The sequence below is a fragment of the Streptomyces sp. STAM6 genome, from assembly GCF_054963715.1.
In genome coordinates, this window is record NZ_JBUEFZ010000019.1 from 82,733 (window position 1) to 99,461 (window position 16,729).

Annotated in this window: 15 protein-coding genes; 11 read left to right on the top strand and 4 right to left on the bottom strand. The window is 72.6% G+C overall.

Annotated features, from left to right (window positions below; genetic code table 11):
- The first annotated feature begins 26 nt into the window (after window positions 1-26).
- The gene (locus ACY34K_RS21730) at window positions 27-935 is read left to right on the top strand and encodes a hypothetical protein (protein WP_462749543.1); all 909 of its coding nucleotides are present in this window, start codon (window positions 27-29) and stop codon (window positions 933-935) included.
- Here the strand turns inward: ACY34K_RS21730 and ACY34K_RS21735 are convergent.
- The 3 genes from ACY34K_RS21735 to ACY34K_RS21745 are packed head-to-tail and all read right to left on the bottom strand — an operon-like array spanning window position 910 to window position 3,580.
- On the bottom strand, window positions 910-1,773 hold the full coding sequence (locus ACY34K_RS21735; protein ID WP_462749544.1) for a class II fructose-bisphosphate aldolase: 864 nt from the start codon (window positions 1,771-1,773) through the stop codon (window positions 910-912). The genes ACY34K_RS21730 and ACY34K_RS21735 overlap by 26 nt on opposite strands.
- Window positions 1,761-2,711 carry an ROK family protein gene (locus ACY34K_RS21740; protein WP_462749545.1) on the bottom strand — a complete coding sequence of 317 codons (951 nt, stop codon included), beginning with the start codon at window positions 2,709-2,711 and terminating at the stop codon, window positions 1,761-1,763. The genes ACY34K_RS21735 and ACY34K_RS21740 overlap by 13 nt, the downstream gene beginning before the upstream one ends.
- Window positions 2,708-3,580 carry an SIS domain-containing protein gene (locus ACY34K_RS21745; protein WP_462749547.1) on the bottom strand — a complete coding sequence of 291 codons (873 nt, stop codon included), beginning with the start codon at window positions 3,578-3,580 and terminating at the stop codon, window positions 2,708-2,710. Before ACY34K_RS21745 ends, ACY34K_RS21740 begins: the two co-directional genes overlap by 4 nt.
- Window positions 3,581-3,746: 166 nt before the next feature.
- Between ACY34K_RS21745 and ACY34K_RS21750 the strand changes: the two genes are divergently transcribed.
- The 10 genes from ACY34K_RS21750 (at window position 3,747) to ACY34K_RS21795 (ending at window position 15,545) form a co-directional block, all read left to right on the top strand.
- The gene (locus ACY34K_RS21750) at window positions 3,747-4,532 is read left to right on the top strand and encodes a DeoR/GlpR family DNA-binding transcription regulator (RefSeq protein ID WP_462749549.1); all 786 of its coding nucleotides are present in this window, start codon (window positions 3,747-3,749) and stop codon (window positions 4,530-4,532) included.
- Window positions 4,533-5,013: 481 nt separating this feature from the next.
- Window positions 5,014-8,151: a TIM-barrel domain-containing protein gene (locus ACY34K_RS21755; RefSeq protein WP_462749551.1), complete on the top strand. Its 3,138-nt coding sequence runs from the start codon at window positions 5,014-5,016 to the stop codon at window positions 8,149-8,151.
- A 645-nt stretch (window positions 8,152-8,796) separates the two neighbouring features.
- The gene (locus ACY34K_RS21760) at window positions 8,797-9,816 is read left to right on the top strand and encodes a helix-turn-helix transcriptional regulator (RefSeq protein WP_462749554.1); all 1,020 of its coding nucleotides are present in this window, start codon (window positions 8,797-8,799) and stop codon (window positions 9,814-9,816) included.
- Window positions 9,817-10,131: 315 nt separating this feature from the next.
- On the top strand, window positions 10,132-10,338 hold the full coding sequence (locus tag ACY34K_RS21765) for a hypothetical protein (RefSeq protein ID WP_462749556.1): 207 nt from the start codon (window positions 10,132-10,134) through the stop codon (window positions 10,336-10,338).
- A 107-nt stretch (window positions 10,339-10,445) separates the two neighbouring features.
- Window positions 10,446-11,237, top strand: a complete 792-nt coding sequence (locus ACY34K_RS21770; protein WP_462749558.1) for a TSUP family transporter — start codon at window positions 10,446-10,448, stop codon at window positions 11,235-11,237.
- A gap of 196 nt (window positions 11,238-11,433) precedes the next feature.
- The gene (locus ACY34K_RS21775) at window positions 11,434-12,189 is read left to right on the top strand and encodes a TauD/TfdA family dioxygenase (protein ID WP_462749560.1); all 756 of its coding nucleotides are present in this window, start codon (window positions 11,434-11,436) and stop codon (window positions 12,187-12,189) included.
- A gap of 109 nt (window positions 12,190-12,298) precedes the next feature.
- On the top strand, window positions 12,299-13,246 hold the full coding sequence (locus ACY34K_RS21780) for a D-2-hydroxyacid dehydrogenase family protein (protein ID WP_462749561.1): 948 nt from the start codon (window positions 12,299-12,301) through the stop codon (window positions 13,244-13,246).
- A gap of 57 nt (window positions 13,247-13,303) precedes the next feature.
- The gene (locus tag ACY34K_RS21785; protein WP_462749618.1) at window positions 13,304-14,095 is read left to right on the top strand and encodes a sulfite exporter TauE/SafE family protein; all 792 of its coding nucleotides are present in this window, start codon (window positions 13,304-13,306) and stop codon (window positions 14,093-14,095) included.
- Between the two features lie 64 nt (window positions 14,096-14,159).
- The gene (locus ACY34K_RS21790) at window positions 14,160-15,110 is read left to right on the top strand and encodes a threonine ammonia-lyase (protein WP_462749563.1); all 951 of its coding nucleotides are present in this window, start codon (window positions 14,160-14,162) and stop codon (window positions 15,108-15,110) included.
- Between the two features lie 36 nt (window positions 15,111-15,146).
- Window positions 15,147-15,545 (top strand): RidA family protein, encoded by a 399-nt coding sequence (locus tag ACY34K_RS21795; protein WP_462749565.1) that lies wholly within the window; start codon window positions 15,147-15,149, stop codon window positions 15,543-15,545.
- A 709-nt stretch (window positions 15,546-16,254) separates the two neighbouring features.
- Here ACY34K_RS21795 and ACY34K_RS21800 read toward each other — a convergent pair.
- The gene (locus ACY34K_RS21800; protein ID WP_462749568.1) at window positions 16,255-16,689 is read right to left on the bottom strand and encodes a DUF5959 family protein; all 435 of its coding nucleotides are present in this window, start codon (window positions 16,687-16,689) and stop codon (window positions 16,255-16,257) included.
- Window positions 16,690-16,729 lie beyond the last annotated feature (40 nt).

The window sequence follows — 16,729 nt, forward strand, 5'->3', positions numbered from 1 at the left end:
CGGAGCCATCCGGTTGACTGGCCGCCATGAGTGACGCCGAGATCCTCGCCGCCGTCCGCCGGACGCTCGCCCTGCCCCCGCCGCCGCGCGACGCCCCGGTCGTCCTCGAAGCACCCCGTGGCACCGTCCGGCCGGAACTCGGCACCGGTATCGGCCGCTGGCCCCTGCGCCCCCGGAACCTCGTCGCGGACGGCTTCCGCGACCCGACGCTGACGGAGCGCACGGGCCTGCCGCTCGTCGAGCCGTTCGGCGAGGAGCTGCTGAGGATGCGGGGCTGGGCGCACGGGCCGCACTGGATCGGGTGGGGGCAGCTCGCGCACCCGGAGGGGGAGCGGTCGGTCGTCGTGATCGCCCGCCGTGAGGATCCGGCGGCGGCCGGATTCCCGGAGGGCGCGTCCTGGGCGCGGAAGCTGGCCCTCCTCACCGGCTGGGAGCCGGCGTCCGGCCCGGCGTCCGGCCCGGCATCCGGCCCGGCGTCCGGCCCTGCGCCCGGTCCGGCCGTCGACTGGCCGGCCGCCGAGGCCGCCCTGGGCACGCCGCTGCCGACCGACTACAAGGAGATCGCCGACCTCTTCGGCGCCGGCGACTTCGACGCCTACATCGGACTCCTCGTCCCGGGCCACCTCGGGCGAGACCTCGTGGAATGGGCCAAGGCGGAGGGCACCGCCCCGTGCGACCCCCACGACCCCGACCCGGAACCACGGGGCCTGCTGCGCTGGGCCGCATCCGAACGGGAGATCGACTTCGCCTGGCAGACGGGCGCCGAGGACCCGGACGACTGGCCCGTCCTCGTGCGGCGCGACTTCGAGACATGGGAGCGGTTCGACTGCGGCACGGGCGAGTTCCTGCTGCGGATGCTCACCGATGTGGGGTTCGGCTTTCCCACGTGCCGTCTGGCGACCCATTCGTTCACCGAGCTGCGACTGGCGGAGTGAGTCCCTGCGCCGTGAGGACGCCCAGCAGCCTGGTGACCTCGCGGGTCATGGCCGTGCGGCCGGCGCCGAGGTAGCGGCGGGTGTCGACCAGGGCCGGGTCGCGGTCGAGTGCCTCGCGGGCGGCGGTGGTGAAGACGCGGTTCAGATGGGTCGCGATGTTGATCTTCGTCATGCCGTGGCCGACGGCCGCGGTCAGGTCCAGGTCCGCGACCCCGGACGAGCCGTGCAGCACCAGCGGTACCGGGACGGCGGCGCGCAACGCCGCGATCAGGGCGAAGTCGAGTGAGGCGTCACGGGTGAGCATGGCGTGGGAGGTGCCGACGGCGACCGCGAGGGCGTCCACCCCGGTGGCGGCGACGAACGCGACCGCCTCGGCGGGGTCCGTACGGGCGCCGGGGGCGTGGACGCCGTCCTTACCGCCGACCTCGCCGAGTTCGGCCTCCACCCATACGCCGGCCGCGTGGCAGTGGGCGGTCACCTCCGCCGTCGTGCGCACGTTCCGCTCGTACTCCTCGGCGGAGGCGTCGAACATCACGGAGCCGAAGCCCAGTTCCACGGCCTCCCGCACCAGGTCGGGCGAGGTCGCGTGGTCCAGGTGGACCGCCACGGGGACACGTGCGGCGCGGGCCACGGCCAGGGTGGCGGCCCCGACGGCGGCGAGCGCGCCGTGGTAGCGGGCGGTGTTCTCACTGATCTGGAGGATCACGGGTGATCCGGCGGCCTCGGCGCCGGCGACGGCGGCCTGGGCGTGTTCGAGCTGGACGACGTTGAAGGCTCCGACACCGCTGCCGGTGCGGGCGGCGGGGGTGACGATGTCGCCCGTTCCTACGAGGGGCACGACATTTCTCCTTGGTCGGCGCCGACTGGCGCGGCGTGTGCGTTGTTGGCCAGGAGGTCCCGGGCGAGCAGCGCGGCGCCCAGGCAGCCGGCCCGGTCGCCGAGTTCGGCGGCGACGACATCCGGCGCGGCCTGGAAGGTGAGCCGCCGGGCGAGTGCCGCACGCAGGGGTGCCAGGAAGGCCTCGCCCGCCTCGGCGAGGCCTCCGCCGACGACGACGCGTTCGGGGTCGTAGAGGCTGATCGCCGTGGCGAGTCCGTCCGCCAGGGCTTCCACGGCCTCGGCCCAGACGGCCTTCGCGACCGGGTCGCCGGTGTCGGCGCGGCGGCGCACCTCCTGGGCGCCGACCGCCGGCCGGCCGGTCGCCAGGGCGTAGCGGCGGGCGACCGCGGCGGCCGACGCCACGGTCTCCAGGCAGCCGCGCCCGCCGCACGGGCAGGGGTCCCCGCCGGGCCGCACGACCACATGGCCGAGCTCGCCGGCGCGCCCGTGGCCGCCGGTCAGGACGCGGCCTCCGGCGAAGACCGCGGCGGCGATGCCGGTGCCGACCGGTACGAAGAGGAAGTCCCGGCAGTCGCGGCCCGCGCCCGCCCGTGCCTCGGCGAGCCCGCCGGCCCGGACGTCGTGTCCGAACGCCACCGGCAGGCCGAGGCGTTCGGACAGCCGGTCCCGCACGGGTACGTCGCGCCAGCCGAGGTTCGCGGAGAGGACGGCGCTGCCCGTGGTCTCGTCGACGATGCCGGGCACGACGATGCCCGCCGCGGCCGGCCGGCAGCGCTCGGCGAGCGAGGTGGCGAAGCCGAACACGGCCTCCAGGACGGCTTCCGGTCCTCGCCCGGCCGGGGTGGGCCGGTGTTCCCGGAGGTACGGGGTGCCGTCGGGGCCGAACGTGCCGCCCTTGATACAGGTGCCGCCGACGTCCAGGGCCAGGACGGTCATGAGTCGACCAGGACGATCGAGCGGGTCAGGCCGCGAGGACGGTCGGGGTCGAGCCCCCGGGCCCGGGCGAGTTCCACGGCGAGCCGCTGGGCCCGGACCAGTTCGGCGAGCGGGTCGTGGGACGACACCGCGGTGTACGCGCCGGTGGCGCGGACCTGGTCGAGGAGGCCCGCGGGGGGTTCGCAGAAGAACCAGACGACGCTGTCCGGCCCGGTGACGCTGATGGGGCCGTGCCGGTACTCCATGGCGGGATAGGACTCGGTCCACGACCCCGAGGCCTCGCGCACCTTGAGTGCCGCCTCGTGAGCCAGGCCGACGGTCCAGCCGATGCCGAGGAAGGTGAACTGCCGGGCGTCGAGGGCCTCCTGGGGGAGCGGGGCCACCAGGGTGCGGCCGGCCTGTTCGGGCAGGTCCGCGGGGATGTGCCCCAGGCTCGCGCGCAGCAGGACGAGCGCGGTCGTGGCGAACCGGGTCTGCACCACCGACTGTTCGTCGGCGAAACCGAGGTCCACCACCGTGCCGGCGGCGCCGCTGACCGGGGTGTCGGTGTCGCCGGTGACGGCGACGGTCGGGGTGTCGCCGCAGCGCCCCAGGGCGGTGAGGACCTCGGTGGTGGTGCCGGAGCGGGTGAGCGCGAGGACGCGGTCGTAGCGGCGGGCGGCGGGGAACTCGGAGGCGGCGAAGGCGTCGGTCTCGCCGAGCCCGGCGGATTCGCGCAGAGCGGCGTACGCCTGGGCGATGTAGAGCGAGGTGCCGCAGCCGATGACGGCCACGCGTTCCCCGGCCCGGGGCAGCCCTGCCGCCCGGGTCTCCAGTGCGCGCCGCCAGCACTCCGGCTGGCTGGCGATCTCTTCGTCGACATGGCTCACGGTGCCTCCCGGCAGAACGCGGATGGAGTCGGCTGATGCGTGAAGCTGATTTGTTTATAGCCATTGCGCGCAGCTCTGCGCAAGCATGCGCAGTACCGCTCATCTCGCGGGGCGCGCCGGACGGCTACCCTCGGCACCCATACGGACGAGGCGAGGAGAACGGTGAATGAGCACCCATGAGCGGTGGACGCGGCTGCTCGACGCGCTGAGCGAGCGGGGCCGCATCGAGGTCGGCGAGGCCGCCGACCTGCTGGGCGTCTCCCCGGCCACCATCCGCCGCGACATGGAGGAGCTGGCCCGCCAGCAGCTGCTCACCCGCACCCGCGGGGGTGCGGTGCTCAGTGGAGTCGCCTACGACCTGCCCCTCCGCTACAAGACCGCGCGCAAGGCGGACGAGAAGCAGCGGATCGCCCGCGCCGCCGCCGGCCTCGTCCCGCCCGGCGCGGTGGTGGGCCTGAACGGCGGCACGACCACCTCCGAGGTGGCCCGTGAGCTGGCGACCCGCGCCGACCTCGCCGACCAGGCCACCGGCACGGCGCTGACCATCGTCACCAACGCCATCAACATCGCCGGCGAGCTGGCCGTGCGCCCGTACGTGAAGACCGTGGTGACGGGTGGGGTCGCCCGGCCGAACTCCTACGAGCTGACCGGTCCGCTGGCCACCACGGTGCTCCAGGGGCTGTCACTGGACTACGCGATCCTCGGCGTGAACGCCGTGGACCCGAAGTTCGGCGCGGCCACCCATGACGAGGGGGAGGCCAGCGCCAACCGCGCCATGGCCGAACGGGCCGGGCGGGTGATCGTCGTCGCGGACTCCACCAAACTCGGCCAGCGGGCCTTCGCGCGGGTATGCACCGTCGCGGAGATCTCCGTCCTCGTCACCGACCGGGACGCCCCGGAGGAACTGGTGGAGCAGTTCACCGGCCAGGGCATCGAGGTCATGCGCGTCTAGGCCGCCCCGGCCCGCACCCGGCCCGCACCCGGCCCGCACCCGGGCCGCACCCGGCCCGCACCCGGGCCGCACCCGGCCCGCACCCGGGCCGCACCCGGCCCGCACCCGGGCCGCCCCGCCGGGCCGCCCCGCCGGCCCGCCCCGCCGGGCTGCCGCCCGGGCGGGTCGCCCGCGTCCCCAGGCGGGCCCGCCCCGCGCGCACCCATGCAACGGACTCCGCCACTCCGTGCGCGAAGTTGAGTGAAATACCGCCCCAGCAAGCACTTGACGGCAAAAACGCACGACTGCTCTCATGGCGCGAGCACTTCCGCTTGTAGCACTTCCGCATGTTGTCGGTGGGCGCCGCCGCGTGGTGCTCACCCGCCCGGAGAAGGCGGCGATGATGCAACGAAGCTCAGGAAGGCAACGCGCCCAGAGGCCTCACCGGCCGGGGGCCCGGGGACGCCCCCGAGCCGCCCCGCGCACCACGGTCCTCGCGCTGGTGACCGCCCTGGTCGCCGCACTCTTCTCGGTCGCGGGCCCGGCGCCCGGCGCGGGCGCGGCGAGTGCGGGCGCGGCGAGTCCGGCCGCGGCGAGCGCGGGCGACGCCACCGGCGTCAGCCGGTCGGGAAACACCTTCACGGTCACCACGTCGACCGCCGCGAAGGCCCGGGTGGTCGTCGCCCGCGAGGACATCTTCCGCATATGGCTGTCGCCCAGCGGCCACTTCACCGACGACCCGGCCGGCGACAGCCTCGCCGTCGACACCGACTTCGGCACCGTCCCGGCGAACGTCACCGACGCCGGCGCGTACTACCGGATCAGCACCCCGGCCCTGTCCATCCGGGTCAACAAGTCGCCGCTGCGGTTCTCGGTCTACCGCGCCGACGACACCACCCTCGTCTGGCAGGAGTCGCGGCCCATCGGCTGGACCGGCACGCAGACCAGCCAGTACCTCACCCAGGGCGCGGACGAGCAGTTCTACGGCACCGGCCTGCGGCTCGGCGAGTGGGCGCTGCGCGGCAAGACCGTCCCGGTCTCCGTCGCCAACACGTGGAAGGAGAACACCAACGCCAGCCCGGCGCCCTTCTACATGTCCACCAACGGCTACGGCGTGATGCGCAACACCTGGGCCCCCGGCACGTACAGCTTCGGCGCGCCCGGCACGTTCACCCACCACGAGAGCCGCTTCGACGCCTGGTACTTCGTCGCCGACTCCCTCAAGGGCGTCCTCGACGCGTACACCGACGTCAGCGGCAAGCCGTTCCTCGCCCCCCTCTGGGGCTTCGAGCTCGGCAACGCGGACTGCTGGAACGCCTCCAACCCCGAGTACACCGGCGACCACGACCGCCCGCGCCACCAGACCACCCCCGACGTCGTGGGCTACGCCGCCGACGCTCGCGCCGCCGACATGCCCTCGGGCTGGTTCCTGCCCAACGACGGCTACGGCTGCGGCTACACCAAGCCCCTGAAGAGCACGGTCGACGCGCTCAGGGCGAAGGGCTTCCACACCGGCCTGTGGACCTCCACCGGCCTCGCGGACATCGACGAGGAGGTCGGTGCCGCCGGCAGCCGCGGCGTCAAGACCGACGTCGCCTGGATCGGCTCGGGCTACAAGTTCGCCTTCGACGGTGTGCAGCAGGCCGTGGACGGCATCGAGAAGAACTCCGACGCCCGCCGCTTCGTGTGGACCGTCGACGGCTGGGCCGGCACCCACCGCAACGCCGTGGTGTGGACCGGGGACACCCCCGGCACCTGGGACGCCATGCGCTGGCACGTTCCGGCCATCACAGGCGCGGGCCTGTCGGCCCTGAACTACGCCGCCGGTGACGTCGACGGCATATTCCAGGGCAGCCCCAAGACGTATGTGCGCGACCTGCAGTGGAAGGCGTTCACCCCGGCGTTCATGACGATGTCCGGCTGGGGCGCCACCCACCCGTCCGCCGGCTACCAGGACAAGCAGCCCTGGCGGTTCGCCGACCCGTACCTCTCCATCAACCGCAAGTACCTCAAGCTGAAGATGCGGCTCATGCCGTATCTGTACTCGATGAGCCGGGTCGCGAACCGGACCGGTGTGCCGACCGTCCGCGCCATGGTCCTGGAGTACCCGGACGACCCGGTCGCCCGCTCCGACCTGACGAGCGGGCAGTTCCTGTCCGGCGACTCCTTCCTCGTCGCCCCCGTCGTCTCGGACACCGACACCCGCGACGGCATCTACCTCCCCGCCGGCACCTGGACCGACTACTGGACCGGCCGGACGTACCGCGGCCCGGGCTGGCTCAACGGCTACTCCGCCCCGCTCGACACCCTTCCCCTGTTCGTCAGGGGCGGCGGCATCGTCCCGATGTGGCCGCAGATGAACCACACCGGCGAGAAGCCCGTCTCCACGCTCACCTACGACGTGTACCCGCGCGGCTCCTCCACCTTCACCCTGTACGAGGACGACGGCATCACCCGCCAGTACGCGAGCGGCGCGTACGCCACCCAGAAGGTGGACGTCACCGCCCCGGCCTCCGGCACCGGTGACGTGAGGATCGCCGTGGGCGCGAGCACCGGCGCGTACACCGGCAAGCCCGCGTCCCGCGGCTACGAGTTCAGCGTCCACGCCGCCGCCTCGCCCTCGCGCGTGACCGCCGACGGCACGGCACTGACCAGGCTCACCTCCAGGGCCGCCTACGACGCGGCCGCCACCGGCTGGTTCTTCGACGCCGCCGACCGCTCCGGCACCCTGTGGATCAAGACGGGCGGAAAGCCGGGTGCCTTCACCGTCACCGCCTCCGGGCTGACCCTGCTCCCGGCCGCCGCGGTGCCCGCCGCCGGTACACCGATCCCCAAGGCCGGGTGGAAGGTCGTCCGAGCCGACAGCCAGGAGGCGTCCGCGGAGAACGGCGCAGCGGCGAACGCGGTCGACGGCGACCCCGGCACGATCTGGCACACCGCGTACAGCGGCACGCCCGCGCCGCTGCCGCACGAGATCACGATCGACCTCGGGGCGCGGTACGACATCGACGGCGTCTCCTACCTGCCGCGCCAGGACGGCGGCGGAAACGGCCGCATCGGTCGGTACGAGGTGTACGTCTCGGACACCACGAGCGACTGGGGGAGCCCCGTCGCGACCGGCACCTTCGCCGACACCGCAACCGAGAAGAAGATCGGCATGGGCGTCAGGACCGGCCGCTACCTCAGGCTCAGGGCCCTCACGGAAGCCGGTGACACCGGGCCGTGGACCAGTGCGGCCGAGATCTCCGCGACCGGCAGGGCCACCCCGCCGCCGGCGAACGCCACGCTGGTCAACGCCGCCTCCGGCAGCTGCGTCGACCTGCCGGCGGGCGCCACCGCCCCGGGCACCGAACCGGCGCTCCACACCTGCCACGGCGGGCCCAACCAGCGCTGGACGTTCACGGCCGCCGGCACGCTCACCGGCAAGGACGGCGTCTGTCTGGACGCGTCCTCGGCCACCGTCGCCGTCCGGCCCTGCGACGGGTCCGCGGCCCAGAAGTGGCAGCTCGGCCCCGAGCAGTCCCTGACCAGCGGGGGCCGCTGCCTCGCGCCGGTCCGCTCGGGCACGGCCAACGGCACGGAACTCGAACCGGCCGTGTGCACGGGTGGGGCCGCCCAGCGCTGGCGGCCCACCGCCTGAAAGCGGGCTCGTCCCGGGCCTACGGCAGGGCCCACGTACGGATCGGCGGTGCCGCGCACGACGGCACCGCCGAATCCTTCGGTTCCTTCGGTTCCTTCGGTTCCGTCGGCGTCGGCGTCGAAGACCCCCCGTCGTGGACGGGGAAATTGCGTGAGCGGCGTCGAGCCGATCGTGAATGACTCACCGCCCAATTGCAATTACCCTTTTTCATAAGGGACTTGGGAAGACCGTAGGGCTTATGGCATTCGGTCGAACCGAGGCCTCGGATCGCTGTCGGGAAAGTCGGACGCGGCGATGGCGTCGAGGTGGTCGTCGAGCGGACCGCGCACCCCGGACCGCGTGCGGGCCGCCGCGTCGGAAGCGTCCTGGTACCGCGCCGACCTGCACTGCTCCGGGGTGAACGGAAGGTGGGCCCGTGCACCGAGAGCGCTTACCCGTCGATTTCCAGGACCGCTCTGTCGCGCGGCGAACGGGGAGGCGGCTCCCTTTGTCGTCCGGCTCACGGAAGGCCCCTGGAATGCAGTCCTCCAAGTCGTCCGCCACCGGCGCGAGGAACGGTTTTATGGTGCCCGAAATCACGCGGGAGGATTAGCGGCCCATGGGATCATCTTCATGACTGTCTTGATCTTGCCAAGGGGGCACACCGTGCTGGACATCCACAAACCACCACGAAGGGGCGAGGAATACCTCACGGCTGTGGACCAGCGGTTGTACGAGTGCGTGGTGAGCGGGGGGCCACGCGAGGCGCCGGAGCTGGCCGCCGAACTCGGTGTCTCCCCCGAGGCCGCCGAGGAGTCGGTCCGCCGGCTGCTGGCGCTGCGCCTGCTGCGGTCGGAACCCGGGGCCGAGGGCCGGGTCTCGGCGGTGAGCCCGGAGTCGGCCGCGGTCCTCGCCGCTTTACCGGTGGAGAACCGGTTGCGCCGGCAGATGGAAGAGGTCCAGCGGCTGCGGCACGAGATCGAGAGCCTCCTGCCGGTCTTCGAGCGCGGACAGGCCCAGGAACCCAGGACCGACTGCCTGCAGGTGCTGCCCGAACTCGACGACGTGCTCGCCGTCCTGGCCCACCAGGCGGCCACCTGCCAGGAAGAGGTGCTGACCGCCCAGCCCGGCGGCAGGCGCAGCGTGGACGAGCTGACGGAGGCGGTGGAACGCGACGAGGGGATCCTGCGCAGGAAGGTCCGGATGCGTACGCTGTACCAGCATCCCGCGCGGTTCCACCAGGCGACCGCGGCGTATGCCGAGCGCCTCGCACAGCTGGGCGGAGAAGTGCGCACCACCAGTGCGAACTTGATGCGGCTCATCGTCTTCGACCGGAAGACCGCCCTGATCTCGCACGTCGGGAACCCCCGGGGGGCCGTGGTGGTCCGGGACAGCAGTGTCGTGGACTTCGCCGTCCAGGCCTTCGAACACATCTGGCTCAAGGCCGACCCGTTCCCGGTCGACCACGACCGCGCGCTGATCCAGAGCGTGTCCGAGGACACCGACCAGACGTTGCTGCGCCTGCTGGTGAGCGGGGAGAGCGACCAGGCGGTGGCCCGCCGGCTGGGTGTCTCGATGCGTACCCTGCAGCGGCGGCTCGGGAAGATCACGGACGAGCTGGGCGCCACCAGCCGGCTGCAGGCCGGCTACCTCATCCACCGGAGGGGCCTGCTGTCCGAGAAGTGAGGCCGAGAGGTGAGGCCGAGAAGTGAGGCCGAGGGGTGAGGCCGAGAGGCGGGACCGGGTAGCTGAGGCGCGAGCGGGTGCCGGCCCAGGGTGCGGTGGGCCGGGGAGCCGGACCGTCCGGTCGCGCACGGTCCCAGGGGTGCAACTGACCGTAATTGGCCGGTGTGGCGACGGTTTGACCACTTGTCGCATTGCGCCAGTCCGAAACGTGCACCTAGCAACCTCTTGATTCGCCCAATCCGGCGGCAAGAATCAGGAAGGAAAGCGCTCGGCCGTCACTCCGGTGGCACTCGCCTCACTCTTAGGAATTCAGTGATGTTCGCACAAGTCCGCCCCGTTCGTTACCTCGCGTTCGCCGTTCTCGCCGCCGGGTGTCTCCTTTCCGCGCCCGATGTGGCGGGCGTGCGGTCCGTGAACGAGGCGGCCGACGCCGCGGGCGCCCCGCTTCCGGCCGTCGCGCTGGGGGACACCGGATGGGGTGTGGCTCCCGTCGACACCGGCTGGGGCGCAGTGACTCCCTGAGCAGGTAATTGCCGGCATTCAGCACGAACGCCGGCATGCGCTTTTTTCCGGGTTCCGTCCCCGGCCGCCCGTACGGGGGCGGTCCTGTCCCGAGGGATCACCTGCTCATGGACTGGCAAGTCGTTCTTGCCCTCTTGGCCGTCGCCGCGATGGCCGGCTGGATAGACGCGGTGGTGGGCGGCGGCGGACTGCTCCAGCTCCCCGCGCTGCTGCTCGCGGGCGGCTCGCTGCCGGTGGCCTCGGTGCTGGGCACCAACAAACTCGCCGCGACGCTGGGCACCCTGGCGGCGGCCGTCACCTACCGTCGCAAGCACCCCATCTCCGTGAAGGTGGCCGCCGTCGGCGGCGGCGCGGCCGTCGCCGGATCCGCCGGCGGCGCGATCGTCGCGACCGTCGTCTCGTCCGACTTCCTGCGCCCGGTCATCCTCGTCCTGCTGGTCGCGGTGGCCGTCTACGTGCTGCTGCGACCGCAGTTCGGGACGACCGCCGCCCGGGACGAGGGCCCGGACGCCTCGCGCCAGGCGCCGCAGCGCCGCCGGGTCGCCTGGCTGGTCCTGCTGGCGGGCGGCGGAATCGGCTTCTACGACGGTCTGGTGGGGCCCGGCACCGGCACCTTCCTCATCATGACCTTCACCACCCTGCTGGCCCTGGAGTTCATCCGGGCGCTCTCGACGGTAAAGACCATCAACGTGGGCACCAACCTCGGCGCGCTGCTGGTGTTCGCGAGCCAGGGCCATGTGCTGTGGCTGCTGGGACTCGGTATGTCCCTGTTCAATGTGGCGGGTGCGGTCGTGGGCGCGCGGATGACCATGTCCCGGGGCAGCGGGTTCGTCCGGGTCGTGCTGCTGACCGTGGTCGCCGTGATGGTGCTGCGCCTCGGGTACGCCGAGTTCGCCTGACGGACCCCTCCCCGAGCGCCTTCCCACCGCCCCGAACTCACGTGTCCCTTTTGGGACGTTGCACGCCAAGTGTTCTGGTGGCGACTCACCGACAGTCCGAGGGCCGACGGTTTGATGCCTGGATTTGGCTTCCCTCGGCGACAACGATGGACACCGAGCGGAACAATCCCCATTCCGCAAAACGGAGGAAGTAGTAATGGCGAAGTCGCCTGACAGTGTCCTTTCCTGCTTTGACGTCAACAACGATTTGCTGCCCGACAGTGTCCTGAAGTATGCATTCCGCCAACTTCTCGGGAACAACGGCTACGTCAAGATTGTCAACGTCCCGGACAGCTTCGACCATGTGGCGTTCCTGAAGGAGCTGGGCGATTTCCAGCCGACCCCCACCGGCACCGTCATCGGGGACCTCAAGCCGGAACCCGACATGGACGACACGTATCACGCGCAGAACCGCCGTCCGCTCGTGCCGCACACCGAGGGGTACGAGTTCCGCGGCACTCCGCCGCGCTACATGGCCCTGTGGTGCGTCAAGCCGGCCTCGGGGCTGGGCGGCGAGACCACCATGCTCGACGGCAACCGGATCCTCCGCGAGTTCACCGCGGAGGAGCGGCAGCACTTCCTGGACACCACGTACGCGTGGAAGTCGACCGAGGGCCTCGCCCGCCGTGGCGTGCACCACAACGCCGAGCACCCGGTGCTGGAGGAGATCGACGGCGAAACCGTCTTCCGCTTCTCCTACAACAACCTGGTGGTGCCCGAGGGCGACGAACTGGCGGCACGGCTGCTGCGACGCGGCAAGGAGATCTACGACGAGAGCCACGTCGCCGTGGAGTACGAGGAGCGCGACATGATCGTCTGGGACAACTGGCGCATGCTGCACTCCCGTAACGCGTTCGACGACCCGGACCGGCACCTCAAGCGCGTCCAGATCGCCGCACCGATCAGCGCGTAGCCCGATCCGCGCCCTGTCGGCCCGGCGCAGGCGCAGGCGCAGGCGCAGGCGCGGGCCGGCAGGGCGCCGTACGGAACCACGGTGCGGTCGCGAGGAAGAGGAGCCACACATGTTTCGGGTCGCGGTCATCGACGACTACCAGAACGCCGCCGCCGGGCTCGGGTGCTGGCGGGAGGCGGCCCCCGCCGCCGACGTCACGTTCTTCCCGGACCACCTGGCCGACCCGGACGAACTCGTCGACCGGCTACGGCCGTTCGACGCCGTGGTCGCGACGCGGGAGCGTACCCCGTTCCCCGCGCACGTTCTGGAACGGCTGCCCGGCCTCCGACTGCTGATCACCACCGGCCTGCACAACGCCGCCATCGACATGGACACCGCCCGCGCGCGCGGCGTCACCGTGTGCGGCACCCGGCTGCTTCCGTACCCCGCGGCGGAAGTGACCTGGGCGCTCATCCTCGAGCTCGCCAAGCGGGCGGGCGCGGAGGACGCCGCCCTGCGCTCCGGAGTGTGGCAGAGCGGTGTGGGTCTGGACCTCGACGGCGCCACCCTCGGCGTCATCGGCCTCGGCAAGCTGGGCCGCAGGGTCGCCATGATCGGAGCTGCGTTCGGGATGGACGTCGTGGCGTGGAGCCAGAACCTGACTCCCGAACGGGGCGCGGAGGCAGGCGTCCAAGTGGTCTCCAAGAAGGAGCTGTTCCGGCGTTCCGACTACGTCACCGTCCACCTCCGGTACAGCGAGCGGACCCGCTCGGTCGTCGGCGACGAAGAGTTCGGGCTGATGAAGCCGACCGCCTTCCTCGTCAACACCTCCCGCGCCCCGATCGTGGACCGGCAGGCACTGCTCGCCGCCCTGCACGAGGGACGCATCGCCGGAGCGGGGCTGGACGTCCACCCGGTCGAGCCGATCCCGGCGGACGACCCGATCCTCACCGCACCCCGCACCGTCCTGACCCCGCACATCGGCTACGCCACCCGCGGCACCTTCGAGCTGAGCTACGCGGACGCCGCCGAGTGCGTCGCCGCGTACCTCGCGGGCCGCCCGGTCCGCGTCCTGTAGAACGCGCGCCGCCGGACAGGCCGGCCGCACCGCTCCGAAGGAAAAGGCCCCGTGCACATGTTCCTCGACCTGACGGGTGAGTCGGTGGCGCTGCTCACACTGGTCGCGCTCGTCGCCGGACTGATCGACGCCGTCGTGGGCGGCGGCGGCCTCGTCCAGCTCCCCTTCCTGCTCGCCATGGTCCCCGGACTCGGCACCGCCACCCCCCTCGGCATCAACAAGGCCGTGTCCGCGCTGGGCAACGTCTCCTCCGCGGCCGTCTACTGGCGGCGCAACCCCGGCGCCCGCCTCGACCGGCGGCTGCTGGCCTGGTCCGGAACGGTGGCCGTGGCCGGCGCGGTCACCGGCGCCCTGGTCGCCGCGAGCCTGCCCGTCGGAATCTTCCGCCCGGTCGTCATCGCGGTACTGATCACGATCCTCTGGCTGGTCGTCACGGGCAGGCTCGCCCGGCCGGCCGCGGCCGGCCCGCCGCCGTCCCCCGGCCGCCGGACCCGCCTTCCCCTCGCCACCTCGTCGGGCGCGATCGGCCTGTACGACGGGATCGTCGGCCCGGCGGCGGGGAGCTTCCTGCTCCTGTCCCACCAGCGCATCCTGCGCCGGTCGCTGGTCGACTCGCTCGGTACGGCGAAGGTCATCCAGTGCTGCATGAACCTGGGCGGCGCGGCCGTCCTGCTCTGCGCGGGCCCCACCAGTTGGGCGCTGATCGTCCTGCTCGGCCTGGCGAACACCGCCGGCTCCGCGCTCGGCGCCCGTCTCACGCTGCGTCGCGGTGACGCCTTCGTCCGTGCCGTCCTCGTCCTCGGGGTCCTCGCCACGGTGGGAAAGCTCGCCCACGACCAGTGGTTCTGACCGGCCCCTCCGCCCGAACCCCGCCGCCCCCACCCCTCACCCGCCGACCCTGGAGAACCCCGCCATGACGCTCATCTCCCCGGCCGACCTGGACCGCGCCTGCGCCGACATCGCGGGCAGCGTCGTACGCACCCCTCTGCTGCCCGTGTCCGGCACGGAGCATCCCCTCTGGCTCAAACCCGAGAACCTCCAGACCACCGGAGCCTTCAAGATCCGCGGTGCCCACCACCGGATCGCGGCGATGACCGACGCCGAGCGCGCCAGGGGCGTCGTCACCCACTCCAGCGGCAACCACGCCCAGGCGGTGTCCTGGACGGCACGGACCTTCGGCATCGCCGCCGTGGTCGTCATGCCCGACACCGCGGCCCGGGTGAAGATCGACGCCACGCGCGCGCTCGGCGCCCAAGTGATCACCACCGCGCCGGAGCTGTACCGCGACAAGGCCCACGAGCTGGCCGCGGAGCACGGCTACACCCTGATCCCGCCCTTCGACGACCCGCACATCATCGCCGGGCAGGGGACCATCGGCCGGGAGATCCTCGAGGACCTCCCCGGTGATCTCACCGTCCTGGTCCCGGTCGGCGGCGGCGGGCTCATCTCGGGAGTCGCGGCGGCCGTGAAGCAGAGCCGCCCGGACAGCCGCGTCATCGGCGTGGAACCCGAACTCGCCGGCGACGCGGCCGAGAGCGTGCGGACCGGGCGAATCAGCCGCTGGACCGCGGCCCGGGCCGGCCGCACCCTCGCCGACGGCCTGCGCACCCCGGCGCTCGGTGAACTGAACTGGCAGCACATCAGCGCGTACGTGGACGACATCATCACCGTGACCGACGAGGAGATCCGCGCGGCGCTCCGGTTCCTCGCCACCCGCGCCCACCTGGTGGCCGAGGCCTCCGGTGCCGTCGCCACCGCGGGCCACCTCTTCCACGGCGACCGGCTCCCCGCACGGCTGCCGCGCGTCGCCGTCATCAGCGGAGGCAACATCGACCCCGACCGGCTGGCAGCGCTCCTGACCTGACCACCCCGGCCCCGACAGGGAAACGGAGAACCACCCATGCCCATACAGCCCGTCACCAGCCCGGAGATCCAGGTACTCGGGCCCTACTCCCCGGCCGTACGCGCCGGTGACCTCGTTCTCGTGTCCGCCCAGACCGGAGTGGACCCCCGCACCGGAAAGGTCCCCGAGGGCCCCTTCGAGGCCGAGTGCCGCCAGGCGTTCACCAACCTCGCGCGCGTCCTCGACACGGCGGACAGCCGCCTCGACCTCGTCGCCAAGGTGACCGTCCTCTACACCGACCTGGCCGACCTCAACACGCTCAACGCCGTGTTCGCGGAGACCTTCCCGACGGCCCCACCCGCACGGACGGCCGCGGTCGTCACCCTCGCCGGCGGGCGCCGCATCAGCGTCGACGCCGTCGCGCTGGTGGCCGAGAAGGGCGAGGACACCCCCTGAGGCGTGTTTCGGAAGTCCCGTCCGGCCGGGGGTGTCTGGCAGGCACGGTCGCGGCGTTGTCGGTCGTCGGCGCAGCCCGCCGCGCTCTCTCCCCCTGCGCCTGGCGGCGCGGGAGGTACCCTCCACCCTCCGTCTTGCGCTCGCACGCACCGGACGCCCCCGGCCCCGCCCTCCGGGCGGACGGCGCCACTTTCGAAACACGCCCCAGCCAGGAGGTGTCCGGAGGATCATGCCGGGCTCGCGACGCCCTGCGACTCCGTCCCCGGCGCCGCGTTCCCTCCGCTCACTGCCTCCGGGCCCGTTTCGAAGCCGGCGGATGCCGAGCTGTCGTCACGCGCCGACCCCCCGTGGCCTTCCGGGCACGGGAGGTGCCTCCGCCACGTCGCCTCACTCCTCCGCCGTGGACCCGAAGCCGCATGTCGCCGCCACCTGCTCCAACCTGATCCACCGGACACCTCGGACACCCCCTGGCCTCGGACCGGCCGGGCCGGGCGCCGGTGGGCCGGGCAGGCCGGAGGCCCGTGGGCCGGTTCGGGCGGGCCGGGGTCGGGCGGGCCGGTTCGGGCGGCGCAGGTCCGTCGGCAAGACGGCGGCGTGGGCGCGCCCGGGCGGCGGGATGGGCGCGCCGGCGGCGGCGCGCCGGGCCGCCTCTCGGCCGGCCGCCCGGGCTGGTTGTGCACGGCGGCCGGCGGGCCGCCGTCCTCGCCCCTCAGCCTTCCGGGAGCAGATGCGCCCAGCAGCCGCGGACCCTGTCGAGCAGCGCACGCTGCTCGTCGATCCAGCCGGGTTCCATGACGAGGGACAGGGCCAGCCTGGTGGTCTGCTGATCCGCGACGGTGACGGTGATCCCGTCCTCGTCGTCCTCCCGCCAGTCCAAACGGATACCGATCTCGGCGACCCGTGCCGCCTCCCGCCACACGGCGTCCCGCCCCGCGGCCACCTCGTCCAGCACATGTGCCCAGCCGGCCAGGTCCCTCGGATCCACGAAGGTGTCGAGCACGCCGGCCACGAAGTCGTTGTGCACCAGCAACTGCCCCGCCACATCGGGGATGCCCGGGGCGTTGCTGTCGTCCAGCTCGACGACGACGCTGCCGCCGTACCGCCCGACCATCCGTATCAAGGTGAACCGCTCGTCCTCCGCCACGCCCACTCCCCAGTGCCCGTCTTCGCGCCGGCGCCGTCAC

What these genes read in the sequence shown, in the direction of transcription:
- ACY34K_RS21775 (WP_462749560.1), top strand. Translation starts at nt 11,434, where the DNA reads ATGGCGAAGTCGCCTGACAGTGTCCTTTCCTGCTTTGACGTCAACAAC.
- ACY34K_RS21795 (WP_462749565.1), top strand. Translation starts at nt 15,147, where the DNA reads ATGCCCATACAGCCCGTCACCAGCCCGGAGATCCAGGTACTCGGGCCC.
- ACY34K_RS21790 (WP_462749563.1), top strand. Translation starts at nt 14,160, where the DNA reads ATGACGCTCATCTCCCCGGCCGACCTGGACCGCGCCTGCGCCGACATC.
- ACY34K_RS21780 (WP_462749561.1), top strand. Translation starts at nt 12,299, where the DNA reads ATGTTTCGGGTCGCGGTCATCGACGACTACCAGAACGCCGCCGCCGGG.
- ACY34K_RS21770 (WP_462749558.1), top strand. Translation starts at nt 10,446, where the DNA reads ATGGACTGGCAAGTCGTTCTTGCCCTCTTGGCCGTCGCCGCGATGGCC.
- ACY34K_RS21765 (WP_462749556.1), top strand. Translation starts at nt 10,132, where the DNA reads ATGTTCGCACAAGTCCGCCCCGTTCGTTACCTCGCGTTCGCCGTTCTC.
- ACY34K_RS21730 (WP_462749543.1), top strand. Translation starts at nt 27, where the DNA reads ATGAGTGACGCCGAGATCCTCGCCGCCGTCCGCCGGACGCTCGCCCTG.
- ACY34K_RS21785 (WP_462749618.1), top strand. Translation starts at nt 13,304, where the DNA reads ATGTTCCTCGACCTGACGGGTGAGTCGGTGGCGCTGCTCACACTGGTC.
- ACY34K_RS21750 (WP_462749549.1), top strand. Translation starts at nt 3,747, where the DNA reads ATGAGCACCCATGAGCGGTGGACGCGGCTGCTCGACGCGCTGAGCGAG.
- ACY34K_RS21740 (WP_462749545.1), bottom strand. Translation starts at nt 2,711, where the DNA reads ATGACCGTCCTGGCCCTGGACGTCGGCGGCACCTGTATCAAGGGCGGC.